The 12952-nt window shown below is 70.9% G+C and carries 14 protein-coding genes; 4 read left to right on the top strand and 10 right to left on the bottom strand.

Features of this window, described 5'->3' with window-relative positions; translation table 11 throughout:
* Nucleotides 1-2 precede the first annotated feature (2 nt).
* Nucleotides 3-785 carry an SDR family oxidoreductase gene (locus tag ABIC63_RS17605; protein WP_354320740.1) on the bottom strand — a complete coding sequence of 261 codons (783 nt, stop codon included), beginning with the start codon at nucleotides 783-785 and terminating at the stop codon, nucleotides 3-5.
* Nucleotides 782-1108 (bottom strand): nuclear transport factor 2 family protein, encoded by a 327-nt coding sequence (locus ABIC63_RS17600; RefSeq protein ID WP_354320739.1) that lies wholly within the window; start codon nucleotides 1106-1108, stop codon nucleotides 782-784. The genes ABIC63_RS17605 and ABIC63_RS17600 overlap by 4 nt, the downstream gene beginning before the upstream one ends.
* A gap of 101 nt (nucleotides 1109-1209) precedes the next feature.
* On the opposite strand from ABIC63_RS17600, the gene ABIC63_RS17595 reads away from it, so the two are divergent.
* Nucleotides 1210-2121: a LysR family transcriptional regulator gene (locus tag ABIC63_RS17595; RefSeq protein WP_354320738.1), complete on the top strand. Its 912-nt coding sequence runs from the start codon at nucleotides 1210-1212 to the stop codon at nucleotides 2119-2121.
* A gap of 23 nt (nucleotides 2122-2144) precedes the next feature.
* Here the strand turns inward: ABIC63_RS17595 and ABIC63_RS17590 are convergent, their stop codons facing one another.
* From ABIC63_RS17590 to ABIC63_RS17580, 3 genes are all read right to left on the bottom strand, one after another.
* Nucleotides 2145-2675: a hypothetical protein gene (locus ABIC63_RS17590; protein ID WP_354320737.1), complete on the bottom strand. Its 531-nt coding sequence runs from the start codon at nucleotides 2673-2675 to the stop codon at nucleotides 2145-2147.
* Nucleotides 2676-2695: 20 nt separating this feature from the next.
* Nucleotides 2696-3850, bottom strand: coding sequence for a zinc-dependent alcohol dehydrogenase (locus ABIC63_RS17585; protein WP_354320736.1), 1155 nt, complete (start codon nucleotides 3848-3850; stop codon nucleotides 2696-2698).
* A gap of 142 nt (nucleotides 3851-3992) precedes the next feature.
* On the bottom strand, nucleotides 3993-4940 hold the full coding sequence (locus ABIC63_RS17580) for a GlxA family transcriptional regulator (RefSeq protein WP_354320735.1): 948 nt from the start codon (nucleotides 4938-4940) through the stop codon (nucleotides 3993-3995).
* A 115-nt stretch (nucleotides 4941-5055) separates the two neighbouring features.
* On the opposite strand from ABIC63_RS17580, the gene ABIC63_RS17575 reads away from it, so the two are divergent.
* The 3 genes from ABIC63_RS17575 to ABIC63_RS17565 are packed head-to-tail and all read left to right on the top strand — an operon-like array spanning nucleotide 5056 to nucleotide 8070.
* Nucleotides 5056-5856, top strand: coding sequence for an SDR family NAD(P)-dependent oxidoreductase (locus ABIC63_RS17575; protein WP_354320734.1), 801 nt, complete (start codon nucleotides 5056-5058; stop codon nucleotides 5854-5856).
* 35 nt (nucleotides 5857-5891) lie between these two features.
* On the top strand, nucleotides 5892-6896 hold the full coding sequence (locus ABIC63_RS17570) for an aldo/keto reductase (protein ID WP_354320785.1): 1005 nt from the start codon (nucleotides 5892-5894) through the stop codon (nucleotides 6894-6896).
* 40 nt (nucleotides 6897-6936) lie between these two features.
* Nucleotides 6937-8070 (top strand): thiolase family protein, encoded by a 1134-nt coding sequence (locus ABIC63_RS17565; RefSeq protein WP_354320732.1) that lies wholly within the window; start codon nucleotides 6937-6939, stop codon nucleotides 8068-8070.
* A gap of 75 nt (nucleotides 8071-8145) precedes the next feature.
* On the opposite strand, the gene ABIC63_RS17560 is transcribed toward ABIC63_RS17565, so the two are convergent.
* The 5 genes from ABIC63_RS17560 to ABIC63_RS17540 are packed head-to-tail and all read right to left on the bottom strand — an operon-like array spanning nucleotide 8146 to nucleotide 12946.
* Nucleotides 8146-8880, bottom strand: a complete 735-nt coding sequence (locus tag ABIC63_RS17560) for a GntR family transcriptional regulator (protein ID WP_354320731.1) — start codon at nucleotides 8878-8880, stop codon at nucleotides 8146-8148.
* Between the two features lie 18 nt (nucleotides 8881-8898).
* Nucleotides 8899-9573 (bottom strand): cysteine hydrolase family protein, encoded by a 675-nt coding sequence (locus ABIC63_RS17555; protein WP_354320730.1) that lies wholly within the window; start codon nucleotides 9571-9573, stop codon nucleotides 8899-8901.
* A gap of 16 nt (nucleotides 9574-9589) precedes the next feature.
* The gene (locus tag ABIC63_RS17550) at nucleotides 9590-11158 is read right to left on the bottom strand and encodes an ABC transporter ATP-binding protein (protein WP_354320729.1); all 1569 of its coding nucleotides are present in this window, start codon (nucleotides 11156-11158) and stop codon (nucleotides 9590-9592) included.
* Nucleotides 11155-11877 carry a biuret amidohydrolase gene (gene biuH / locus ABIC63_RS17545; RefSeq protein ID WP_294366590.1) on the bottom strand — a complete coding sequence of 241 codons (723 nt, stop codon included), beginning with the start codon at nucleotides 11875-11877 and terminating at the stop codon, nucleotides 11155-11157. The genes ABIC63_RS17550 and biuH overlap by 4 nt, the downstream gene beginning before the upstream one ends.
* 4 nt (nucleotides 11878-11881) lie before the next feature.
* On the bottom strand, nucleotides 11882-12946 hold the full coding sequence (locus ABIC63_RS17540) for a formamidase (RefSeq protein ID WP_354320728.1): 1065 nt from the start codon (nucleotides 12944-12946) through the stop codon (nucleotides 11882-11884).
* Between the last annotated feature and the right edge of the window lie 6 nt (nucleotides 12947-12952).

Raw genomic sequence — 12952 nt, 5'->3', positions numbered from 1 at the left:
GGCTACACGGTGGGGACGGTGCCGCCGTCGATCCGGTACTCGGCCCCGGCGATGGAGGCGGATCGCGGGGAGGCAAGGAACGCGATCAGATCGGCGACCTCGCGCGGCCTGGCGGGCCGGCCCACGGGAATTCCGCCCAGCCAATCCATGACGATCTTCCTGCCGCCGGCGTAGTCCGTTCCGGCCTGGTCAGCCATGCGCTGGGCAAAGGCCACGGAAGCCTCGGTCTCGATCCAGCCCGGCGCCACGCTCAGCACGCGAACACCCTTGGGCGTCACCTCCCTCGCCAGGGACTTGCTGTAGGTGGCGAGGGCCCCCTTGGCCGCGGCGTAGGCGGTCGTGGATTCGTGCAGGGGCAGCACGCGCTGGATGGAACCGACATGGATGATGACGCCCGACCCTTTCGCCAGCATCGACGGCAGCAGTGCGCGATCCAGACGCACGGCCGGCATCAGGTTCAGGTTCAACTCGGCGAACCAATGCTCGTCGGTGATCGCGGCGAAGCCGCCGATGGGTGTCTTCGAGCCGCCCAGCACATTGACCAGGATGTCGACGCCACCCCATTGCTGCAAGACCGCCTGTGCAAGCTGGCCGGCACCTTGCGCCGTCGACAGGTCGGCCAACACATAGCTGACGCCCTCCACGCGCTGCGCGGGCACGGTGCGCGCGGATGTCACCACCCGGGCGCCAGCCTCCACGAGGGCTTCAACCACGGCAGCGCCGAGGCCCAGCGTGCCCCCGGTCACCACGGCCCGCAGGCCATCGAGCTGAAGATCGAAGCTCATGCCGTGATCTCCAGCGATGCGATCAGGCCGCGTTCGAGGCGAAAGCGGTACGACAGAACGATCGGGCTGCCGGGGAAGTTGCCGCTGACGTTGGCGCGAACGCGCTGAAAGCCCTCCTCCCGCTCGATGGCGAAGGGCACGCTGGTCGCGCCGTACTTGGCCGATGCCTCGGCCATGAAGGCCGTGATGGCGTCGATGCCCGTGTAGGTATGACCGTCGTCCTTCATGACGGCCTGCGGCGTGAAGCAACGCGCCAGGGCTTCGGGGTTGTGCTCGGCCGCGAAGTACGCAGCGATGGGTTCGGGAAGGGTCAAGGTGTTCATGCGCTCGGCTCCATGGGTCGGTGAAGGCCTGAGGATGCGCGCCGGAGACAATGAAGTGAATGCGCTTGAATCTGGATGGGCTGTGTAGAAAGGAATACACAATGCGGGGATCCGACTTTGCCGAGCTGAAGGCCTTCGTGGCCGTTGTCGAGCGCCAGAGCTTCGCCCGCGCGGCAGAGCATCTGGGTCTGTCGCCCTCGGCACTCAGCCAGACCATCCGCCAGCTCGAGGCCCGCATCGGGGCACGGCTGCTGAATCGCACGACGCGAAGCGTCGCGCCAACGGCGAGTGGCGAACTGTTCTACAAGCGCATCGCGCCCCTGTTCCGGGAGATGGCTGCGGCGGTCGCCGAGGCCAGCGAGGCGACAGGGCAGATGAAGGGCACGCTTCGCATCAACACGCTGGGGATCGCTGCGAGGACCGTCATTGCGCCGCGCCTCTCACGCTTCCATCGGGTACACCCCGACGTGGTTCTGGACATCGTGGTCGACGACGCCCTGGCGGATATCGTCGCCGGCCGCTTCGACGCGGGAATCCGCGTGGGCGGACGGCTGGAGAAGGACATGGTGGCCGTGCGCCTCACGCCCGACCTGGACATGGTCGCCGTGGCTTCACCGGACTACCTCGCGCGCCGGGGAACACCCCGGTCCCCGGCCGAACTGCATGACCACGCCTGCATCAACTGGCGCCTCCAGATGGATGGCAGGCACTATCGCTGGGAGTTCAGGAAGCGAGGGCAGCGGCTGGAAGTGGCGGTGGACGGCCCCGTCGTCACCAACCACGCCGACATCGGCGTCGCCGCTGCGCTGAACGGGCTCGGCATTGCCTATCACTTCGACAAGGATGGCGTGGGCGAGCTCGTGGCGCAGGGGCGGCTGGTTCAGGTGCTGGCGGACTGGTCGATCTCGCGTCCGGGGCTGTTCCTCTACTACCCGAACAGGCAGCATCGACCCGCCCTGCTGGGTTCATTCATCGACTGCCTGCTGGATCGAAAGCCCTTCGACCAGCTCTAGGCTCTGGCGGGAAGCACGGGCGCTCAACGCAGGCGCCTGCCGCTGCGTCGACGGCCTGCCAGCAGGCCCAGCACCACCACGGTGCCAGCCGTCCATGCCAGCTTGCGAATCAGACGCGGCCGGTCATGCTTCCAGGCGGCGCCCAGGCCCATCTCGGCCACCAGGTTGGGCACGTGGCCACGGCGAAGGTCGTCGATCACGCCCTCGACCATGTCGGTGCGATCGGCCAGCAGCAGGATCAGCCAGTGCCGCAGGTCGTTCTCGCTGAAACGGAAGGCGACGCGGCGCAGGCTGCCGCTGGCGCCCTGCGGCGGCAGGGTGGTGCCGAAGATGGGCGTGAGCGTGCTGTCGCGCTCGGTGGAGCACAGCACCTCGACGGTCTGCGGCTGCTGGGCCGGCTGCGTCCAGTGCACGCCCTCCAGGCGGGGCGGCATGCGCTCCATGGGCACGGCGGGGCGGCTATTGCGGTCGCGGTCCACGCCCCAGCCGGGGATGTGGGCATGGCGCGCCGATGCGGTGGACGCGTCATTCGTGGGGGTGTCGGTGTCTGCCATGGGAGCCTCCGTGTGTGCGTTCAGGCGCGCGCCGAAGGCGGCAGCAGTACGACCTTGATGCACTGGTCCAGCTTGCTGCTGAACAGGTGGTAGCCCTCGGCCACCTCCTCCAGCGGCAGGCGGTGGGTGATGATGTCGCTGGGGCGTATGCGGCCGGCCTGCACATGCTCGATGAGCTTGGGCAGGTGGCGCTTGACCGAGGCCTGGTTCATGCGCAGCGTCAGGCCCTTGTTGACCGCATTGCCGATGGGCAAGGCGTTGAAGGTGGGCCCGTACACGCCCACGATCGACACATGCCCGCCCTTGCGTACCGAGTTGATGGCCCAGTGCAGCACCGTCGCCGCACCGCCCTGCAGCTTGAGCTTCACCCCGGTCAGCGTCTGGGCGAAGCTGCCGGCGGCCTCGGCGCCCACGCAGTCGATGCACACGTCGGCACCCAGGCCGTCGGTCATCTTCTTGATGTGGATGGCCATGTCGCCCACCGACTTGAAGTCCACCGTCTCGCAGTGCGCGAACTCGCGCGCGAAGGCCAGGCGGTATTCCACATGGTCCACCACGATCACCCGGCCGGCGCCCATGAACCAGGCCGAGCGTGCGGCGAACAGGCCCACAGGGCCGGCGCCGAAGACGACCACCGTGTCGCCCTCGCGGATGCTGCCCATCTCGGCCGCCTGGTAGCCGGTGGGAAAGACGTCGGTCAGCAGCACGGCGTCGTCCTCGTCCAGGCCCTCCGGCAGTACCGTGGGGCCGATGTCGGCCATGGGCACGCGCACGTATTCCGCCTGGCCACCGGCATAGCCGCCGGTGGTGTGCGAGTAGCCGTAGATGCCGCCCACCGCCGTCGCCTCGGGGTTGACGTTGTGGCAGTTGCTGAACAGCTCGCGGCTGCAGAAGAAGCAGGTGCCGCAGAAGATGTTGAAGGGCACGAGCACCCGATCGCCGGGTTTGAGGCGCTGCACGTCGGGCCCCACACGTTCGACCACGCCAGTGAACTCGTGGCCGAAGGTCGTCCCCACGCGCGTGTCGGGCACCAGCCCGTGGTAGAGGTGCAGGTCCGAGCCGCAGATGCAGCTGCGGGTGACGCGCACGATGGCGTCGCCCGGGTGCTCGATCTCGGGCTCGGCGCGTTCGTCGATGCGCACCCGGTAGGGGCCGCGGTAGTTCATGGCAAGCATGGGGTCGGGGTCCTTCGCGTGGGGGAAAGGTCGACACCCATGGTTGCGGGGCCCGGGGCGGGCCTTGTAGGAAGCCGGCGAGGCGCCGGTAGGCGGCCGCACTCGCCGCACGCCGGGCGCGAAGCCGGGCCCGCGTGGCTGCTCAGTCGGTGCCGCGCGCCGCGCGCCGCACCACCTGCGGTGGCACGCCGAAGCCGCGCAGGAACACCTCGCGCAGATGGCGCGCGTCGCGAAAGCCCGTCTCGCGCGCCACCACCTCCAGCGGATGGCGGCTGCGTTCCACCATCAGCCGCGCCGACTCCAGCCGCAACTGCTCCACCGCCTTGGCGGGCGACTGTCCCGTCTCCGCCGCGAAAACGCGGCTGAACTGCCGCGGGCTGAGGTGCGCCACTTCGGCCAGCTGCTCGACGCCCAGGGGCGCGGCCAGGTGCGCACGGGCGTATTCCAGCGCCTGCTGGATGCGGTCGGACTTGGGGGCCAGGCGCAGCAGCTCCGAGTGCTGCGACTGCCCGCCAGAGCGCCGCTGCGGCATCACCAGCCCGCGGGCCACGCTGGCGGCGGCATCGCTGCCCAGGTCCTTCTCGACCAGGCCCAGCGCCAGGTCCAGCTCGGCCGTCATGCCGGCCGAGGTCCAGAAGGCCCCGTCGGTGATGAAGATGCGGTCGGGCTCCACCTGGATCGAGGGATGGCGCTGCTGCAGTGCATCGGTCCAGGCCCAGTGGGTGGTGGCGCGGCGCTGGTCCAGCAGGCCGGCGTCGGCCAGCAGGAAGGCGCCGGTGCACAGGCCGGCCGTGCGGCGCGCGCGGCCGGCGGCGCGCCCGAGCGCCCGCACCAGTGCGGGCGCCGCACCCGCATCCACCGGATCGCGCGTGCCGGCCACCAGCCAGGTGTCGACGGCGGTGCGGGCGGACAGCGGCCGGCTCAGCACCCGCGTGCCGGCGGACGTCAGCACCTCGCCGCCGGCCAGCGAATAGTTCTCGACGCTGTAGACCCGCTCGCGGGCGGCCAGGTTGGCGAACTCGAACACGGCCTGGGTGGCCAGGGCCATGACCTGGAAGCCTTCGGGCAGCAGGTAGCCGATGCGCAGCATGGTGTCTTTTCGTCGATGTCTTGAATCATGACTATATACGTCATTTGAGACATTGACTGCCGGCCGCATCATTCGTCCATGCCGCCACGTCCGGCGGCCTGCAAGGACTCCCACCATGACCTCCATCGCTTCCGGCACCGCCCTCGTCACGGGCGCCTCCTCCGGCATCGGCGCGCTGTACGCCGACCGCCTGGCCCGCCGCGGCCACGACCTGATCCTCGTCGCCCGCGACCGCGAGCGGCTCAACGCCCTGGCGCGCGACATCACCAGCCGCACCGGCCGCAATGTCGAGGTGCTGGCCGCCGACCTGACCGACGCGGCCTCGCTGGCCACCGTGGAAGCCAAGCTGCGCCAGGACGCCAGCATCCGCCTGCTGGTCAACAACGCCGGCATCGGCACCCACACGCCGCTGCTGGCCAGCGACGTGGAGGCCATGACGCGCATGGTGGCGCTCAACGTCACCGCGCCGATGCGCCTGGCCTACGCGGCGGTGCCCGGCTTCGTGGCCCGCGGCGGTGGCACCGTGGTCAACATCGCCTCCATCGCGGCGGTGGCGCCCGAGATCCTCAACGGCGTGTACGGCGGCACCAAGGCCTTCGTGCTGGCCTTCAGCCAGTCGCTGCAGCATGAGCTGGCGGCCAAGGGCGTGCGGGTGCAGGCCGTGCTGCCCGGGGCCACGGCCACCGAGTTCTGGGCCACCGGCGGCCTGCCGGTCGAGAACCTGGACGCCCGCATCGTCATGCGCGCCGAGGACATGGTCGACGCGGCCCTGGTCGGCCTGGACCGCGGCGAGACGGTCACCCTGCCCTCGCTGCATGCCGCAGAGGCCTGGGAGGCCTACGAGGCCGCCCGCCGCGACATGGGCCCGCAGCTCTCGCGCAACACGCCGGCGCCGCGCTACCTCGCGCCGCACTGAAGGCCACGACCCGACACCGGAGACCCACCATGCAGATGCAGCAACTCCCCTTCGGCCGCACCGGACTGCGGCTCTCCCGGCTGGCCCTGGGCACGGCCAACTTCGGCCAGCGCTGGGGCCACGGCGCGGACGCGGACCAGAGCGCCGCCCTCCTCGACGCCTATGCCGAGGCCGGCGGCAACGTCATCGACACGGCCGACGTCTACCAGTTCGGCCAGTCCGAGGAGATCCTGGGCGAGCTGCTGGCCGGTCGCCGCGACGAGTTCTTCCTGGCGACCAAGTTCAGCAACGGCGCGTCGCCGAAGGCCGGTCCGCTGGTCACCGGCAACAGCCGGCGCGCCATGGTGGCCTCGGTGGAAGCCAGCCTGCGCCGGCTGAAGACCGACCGCATCGACCTGTACTGGGTGCACCACCCCGACGGCATCACGCCTTCGGAGGAGATCGTGCGCGGCCTGGACGACCTGGCGCGCGCCGGCAAGATCGTCTATGCCGGCCTGTCCAACTTTCCCGCCTGGCGCGTGGGCCGCGCGGTGACGCTGGCCGAGCTGACCGGCGCCGTGCCCATCGCCGCGCTGCAGTTCGAGTACAGCCTGGTGCACCGCGCGCCCGAGTCCGACCTGCTGCCCGCCGCGCAGGCGCTGGGCCTGGCCGCCGTCACCTGGTCGCCGCTGGGCGGCGGCATGCTCACCGGCAAGTACCGCCAGGGCGAACGGGGACGGGCCGAGGCGCTGGGCGGCAAGGTGTTCCAGGCCGAGAACTCCGCCGAGCGCACTGCCCTGCTCGACGCCGTGCTGGCCGTGGCCGCCGAGTTGGGGGCCACGCCCGACCAGGTCGCCATCGCGTGGCTGCTGACCCGGGACGTGCAGCCGCTGCTGGGGCCGCGCACGCTGGGCCAGCTGCAGTCCAACCTGGGCGCGCTGCAGATCGCGCTCTCGGCCGAGCAGCGCAGCCGGCTCGACGCCGCCAGCGCGCCGCGCACCGCCGCATCCGCCCCCGCGGCGGCAGCGGCCTTCACGCCTTCCGCCACGCCGGTGGCCTGAACGCCGGCGCGCCCCCAAAACCGACAAGCAAGGAGATCTCATGAAAGCCGTCATCGCCGCCTATGCGCGCTCGCCCTTCCACTTCGCCCGCAAGGGCCGGCTGGCCGAGGTGCGGCCGGACACGCTGGCCGCCGCCGTGGTGCAGGGCCTGCTGCAGCGCACCGGGCTGGACCCGGCACTGCTGGAGGACGTGATCCTCGGCTGTGCCTATCCCGAGGCCGCGCAGGGCAACAACCTCGCGCGCATCGTCGGCCTGCTGGCCGGGCTGCCGCACGAGGTCGGCGGCATGACGGTCAACCGCTTCTGCGGCTCGTCGATGCAGGCGGTGCACATCGCCGCCGCGCAGATCGAGGCCGGCATCGGCGACGCCTACCTGTGCGTGGGGGTGGAGTCGATGACGATGGTGCCGCAGGGCGGCTTCAACTTCTCGGCCCATCCCGGCCTGCTGGCGGACACCGACGCCTACATCTCCATGGGCGAGACGGCCGAGAACGTGGCCGAGCGCTGGGCCGTGAGCCGCGCCGACCAGGAGGCGCTGGCCGTGCAGTCGCACCGCAAGGCCGCCGCCGCGCGCGAGGCCGGCCGGCTGACGCAGGAGATCGTGCCCATCGCACTGCCCGACGGCAGCACGGTCGACAGCGACGGCTGCATCCGCCCCGCCACCTCGGCCGAGGCGCTGGCAGCGCTCAAGCCCGCCTTCCGGGCCGATGGCGTGGTGACGGCGGGCACCTCCTCGCCGCTCACCGACGGCGCCGCGGCGGTGCTGGTCGCGCGCGACGACTTCGCCGAGCGCCACGGCCTGGCCGCGCTGGCACGCATCCGCAGCTTCGCCACCGTGGGCGTGGATCCGGCCGTGATGGGCATCGGCCCGATCCCCGCCACGCGCAAGGCGCTGGCCCGCGCGGGCCTGTCGGTGGCCGACCTGGACGTGGTGGAGATCAACGAGGCCTTCTCCTCGCAGGCCCTGGCCTGCATCCGCGATCTGGGGCTGGACATGGGGACGGTCAACATCGACGGCGGCGGCTTGGCCATCGGCCATCCGCTGGGCGCAACGGGGGCGCGCATCACCGGCAAGGCGGCATCGCTGCTGGCGCGCGAGCGTGGCCGCTATGCGCTGGCGACGCAGTGCATCGGCGGCGGGCAGGGCATCGCGACCGTGCTGGAACGCGTCTGAAAAAGGGCTTCGCGCTTTCCAGGGGCGCCCGGCGACGCCTGGCGCCCGATGGCGTAGCGGCGACGACAGCAGCGCTCAGCCGCCCTGCTGCCGCGCCAGGTAGACCTGGTGCAGCGTGATCTTGCGCACCTCGGCCTGGCTGGTCTCGATGTGGGCGCGCAGCATCATCGCGGCCTGGTCGCCGCGGTTGGCGCGCACCGCCTTGAGGATCTTGGCGTGCTCGTCGTAGGTGGCGTCGATGCGTGGCTGCTGCGTGAAGTCGAGCCGGCGGATGATGCGGATGCGGTCGGTCACCTCGCGGTGCACGCGGGCCATCTCGGCATTGCCGGCGGCGGCCACCAGCTGGCAATGGAAGTCCTCGTCCCAACGGGCGACCTGCGCCGCATCGCGGCTGCGCTGGTCGACCGGCACCAACCAGATGGCGGCCAGCGCATCGAGCTGGGCCCGGTCCACGGCGCGGCCCGACTCACACAGGCGGTGCACGGCGGTGGTCTCCAGCACCATGCGCAGGTCGTAGAGCTGCTCGAACTGCTGGAAGTCGAAGGGCAGCACGCGCCAGCCGGCGCGGAACAGCACCTCGACATAGCCTTCCTGCTGCAGCCGGATCAGCGCCTGGCGCACCGGCGTGCGCGAGACGCCCAGCCGGTCGCAGATCTCGTTCTCGGTGAAGCGGTCGCCCGGCACCAAGCGGAAGTCGGCGATGTCGCGCTTGAGCTGGTCGTAGACCTCGTCGGCGCGCGAGCGGAAGGGAAGCTCCGCCTCGGCGGGAGCGGTTTTCTTGGAACGGGCGGGAGCGGCGACAGGCACCATCGGATCGTAGCGGGCCGCTCAGCCCTCTGCCGCTGTCAGGGCCGCCATCAGCTGCGGCCCGGTCGCGGTCCAGCCGACGATGGCGCCCTGCGCGCGGATCATCTCCACTGCGGCGGCCTTGAACTGCGGGAAGTAGCTTTCGGTGCAGTCCTCCAGCAGCAGGCAGTCATAGCCGCGGTCGTTGGCCTCGCGCATGCTCGTCTGAACACAGACCTCGGTGGTCACGCCGCCGAAGACGAGGTGCGTGATGCCGCGGGCCTGCAGCAGCTCATGCAGGCCGGTGGCGTAGAAGGCGCCCTTGCCGGGCTTGTCGACGACCCACTCGCCCTCGATGGGCGCGAGCGCGTCGATGATCTGGTTGCCCGGCTCGCCGGCCACCAGGATGCGGCCCATGGGGCCCTCGTCCCCGATGCGCAGCGACGGGGCGCCCCGCAGGCGCTTGGCGGGCGGGCAGTCCGACAGGTCGGGCCGGTGCGCCTCGCGCGTGTGCACCACGAGGCCGCCGGACTGTCGCCAGGCGGCCAGCACGGCCTGCGTGGCCGGCACGATGGCCGCCAGCAGCGACACGTCGTTGCCCAGCGTCTCGCCGAAACCGCCGGGCTCGATGAAGTCGCGCTGCATGTCGATCAGCACCAGGGCCGTGCGGTCCAGGTCGAACTCGTAGGCGAAGGGGCGGGCGTCGTTCAGGCGCATGGGGTTCTCTCCTTGCTCAATGCCCACCGCCCATGTGGGCACCCAGGACATGGCGGTCGGCGGATGCGGCGGGGGTTTCGTACACGATGCGGCCTTCGCTCATCACCACGATGCGGTCCGACAGGGCCAGCAGTTCGTCCAGGTCCTCGCTCACCAGCAGCACGGCGCCGCCGCGCTCGCGCACCTGCACGATGCGGGCATGGATCTCGGCCACAGCCGCGAAGTCCAGGCCGAAGACGGGATTGGCGGCGATCAGCACCTGGATGTCGCCGGCCAGCTCGCGCGCCAGCACGGCCCGCTGCACATTGCCGCCCGACAGGCTGCCGATGGGCGCGCGCTCGCCGCGGGTCTTGATGCCGTACTCGGCGATCCACTGCCGCGCCCGCGCGCGCCAGCGGCCGAAGCGCAGCACGCCGCCCGCCACCAGGGGGGGCTGGTCGAAGTCGCGCAGGGCCATGTTCTCGGCCACGCTCAGGCCCGCGACGCAGGCATTGCGCAGCGGCTCCTCGGGCAGGCTGCGCACCCGCATGCGGCGGTTGTCGACGCGGCTGGCGCGGTAGGGCTGGCCACCCACGCGCACGCGGCCGGCGCTGCGCGGCCGCTGGCCCACCAGGGCCTCGACCAGCTCACGCTGGCCGTTGCCCGAGACACCGGCCACGCCCAGAATCTCGCCCGGCCGCACCTGCAGGCTGAGCGACTGCACGGCCGGCGTGCCCCGGTCGCCCGGTGCGGACAAGGCCTCGACCTCCAGCGCCGGCGCGGCGCCGGCCACGACGGGCGTGCGCGCAACCGCACCGCTGGCGCCATCCTCGGCCTCTGCCGGCGTGGCTCCGGCGCCCATCATGGCCTGGGCCAACCGGGTCGGATCGGTGTCGCGCACGGCCGCATGGTGCACGGCCCGGCCACGGCGCAACACGGTCACGGCGTCGGCATAGGCCATCACCTCGCGGAACTTGTGGGTGATGATCAGTACGGTGCAGTGGCCGCCCTGCGCGAAGGCGCGCACATGGCCCAGCACCTCGTCGGCCTCCTGCGGCGTGAGCACCGAGGTGGGCTCGTCCAGGATCAAGAGGCGCGGCTTGAGGTACAGCTGTTTGAGCAGCTCCAGCTTCTGCTTCTCGCCCGCGGCCAGCTGCGAGGGCCGTGCGTCCAGGTCGAGCCTGAATGGCGTGGTCGCCAGGAAGGCCTGCAGCTCGGCGCGCTTGGCCTTCCAGTCGATCAGCGCGGGCACCTGGCCGCCGGCCAGCAGCAGGTTCTCGGCCACCGTCATGCCCGGCGCCAGCGTGAAGTGCTGGTAGACCATGCCGATGCCCAGTTGCCGCGCCACCACCGGGTTGGCCACCGCCTGCTCGCGGCCATCGATGAGGATGCTGCCTTCCTCCGGCCGCTGGAAGCCGGCCACGCACTTGACCAGCGTGCTCTTGCCGGCGCCGTTCTCGCCCAGCAGCGCATGCACGCTGCCGGGGGCGACCTGCATGCTCACGCGGTCCATGGCGGTGAAGTCGCCGAAGCGCTTCGTGAGCTCCAGCGTGTCCAGCGCGAGCGCACCCTGGGCGCGCGGATGGGGGGTGACGGGCGCGATCATGGTGCCAGTGCCTCGATCAGCGCGGTCGACGGCGCATGCGCACCGAACACGCCGCCCTGCATGGTGATCATCTTGAGTGCCGCCGCATGGTTGCCCGGATCGGTGGCGGCGGTGCAGTCGGACAGCAGCAGGCATTCGAAGCCGCGGTCGTTGGCGTCGCGCATGGTGGTGTGCACGCACACGTCGGTGGTGATGCCTGCCAGCACCAGGTTGCGGATGCCGCGGGTGCGCAGGATCATCTCCAGGTCGGTGGCATAGAAGGAGCCCTTGCCGGGCTTGTCGATCACCACCTCGCCCTCGATCGGCGCCAGCTCGGGAATGATCTCCCAGCCCGGCTCGCCGCGGATCAGGATGCGGCCGCAGGGCCCGTCGTCGCCGATGCCCACGCCGCCCTCGCCGATCTGGCGCGAGCGCCAGCGCTTGTTGGCCGGCAGGTCCGACAGGTCGGGCCGGTGGCCTTCGCGGGTGTGGATGATGGTGTAGCCCAGCGGACGCATCACGGCCAGCAGGCGGCGGATGGGTTCGATCGGCGCCTGCGTGAGCGAGATGTCGTAGCCCATCACGTCCACATAGCCGCCCTTGCCGCAGAAGTCGGTCTGCATGTCGATGACGATGAGCGCCGTGTTGTCGGGGCGCAGGTCGCCGTCGTAGGGCCAGCGGTAGGGTTCGGCGGCCGCAAAGCGCGGCGCGGCGGCAGCGGGGGAGGTCGTGGCGTCCATGGTGTCAGTCCAGGGTCTTGAGACGTTCCTTGTCGGGCACCGGCGGCGTGGGCGCCGGCACCAGCGGATGGCTGCCTGCGCCGCCGTAGAAGCGCACCGGCGGCGCGAAGCCGAAGCCTGTGCCGTCGGTCACCTGCACCTTGTCGCTCCAGGGCAGGCGGTAGCGGCCGGCGGCCATGTCGTGCATGTAGGTGTAGGGACAGTCCTGCGCGCCACCCTTCACCGCCACGTAGCCGCGGTGATAGAGCTGGTAGATGTTGTTCTCCACGCCCCAGCCGGTGCGTGCCTCACGCACCAGGTCGGGCCGCAGCTCGGCGGTGATGATCTCGTCGGGGCGGCCGCCGCCCTCCACCATCACGGTGCCGTCGAAGCTGCAGAACATGCCCTCGCCCATCGAGTCGAAGGTGCCGTCGCTGCCGCACATGCAGACGCTGGCGGTGTAGGCCAGGTTGCAGAAGGCGTTGGCCTGGTTGGTGATCTTCCAGGCATGGCGGATGGGCGCGGTGTAGCCGGCCGTGCGCAGGATGATCTCGGCGCCCCTGTAAGCGGCCTCGCGCGCCATCTCCGGGAACATGCCGTCGTGGCAGATGATGAGCGCCAGCTTGCTGCCATTGGGGCCGTCGCACACCGGCACGCCCAGGTTGCCGGGCTCCCAGGGCTCCACCGGCACCCAGGGATGCAGCTTGCGGTAGTACAGGCGGATGGCGCCCTGGTCGTCGATGACGAGACCGCTGTTGTACGGATTGCCGTCCGGGTTGGCCTCCATGATGGAGAAGCAGCCCCAGATGCGGTGCTCCACGCAGGCGGCGCGGAAGGCCGCCACCTCGGGGCCGTCCAGGCTGCACATGATCTCGGGATTGGTGTCCATCGACAGGCCGTGCAGCGCGTATTCCGGAAACACCACCAGGTCCATGGTCTGCTGGTTGCGGCGGGCCTTGCCCACCAGCTCGCAGATGCGCTGCGTCTGCGCCGCCAGTTGCTCGCGCGTGGCGACCACCGGCAGCTGCAGCTGCACCAAGCCCACCACCACGCCGTGGGCCGATTTGTTCAGACCGCCGAGTCCGCTCATGGATGA

It is taken from the genome of Pseudacidovorax sp. 1753, assembly GCF_040544975.1.
In the GTDB taxonomy this organism is placed as follows: domain Bacteria; phylum Pseudomonadota; class Gammaproteobacteria; order Burkholderiales; family Burkholderiaceae_C; genus Xenophilus.
Note: the sequence above shows the minus strand (reverse complement) of the source record. Positions and strands in the feature narration are given on the sequence as shown.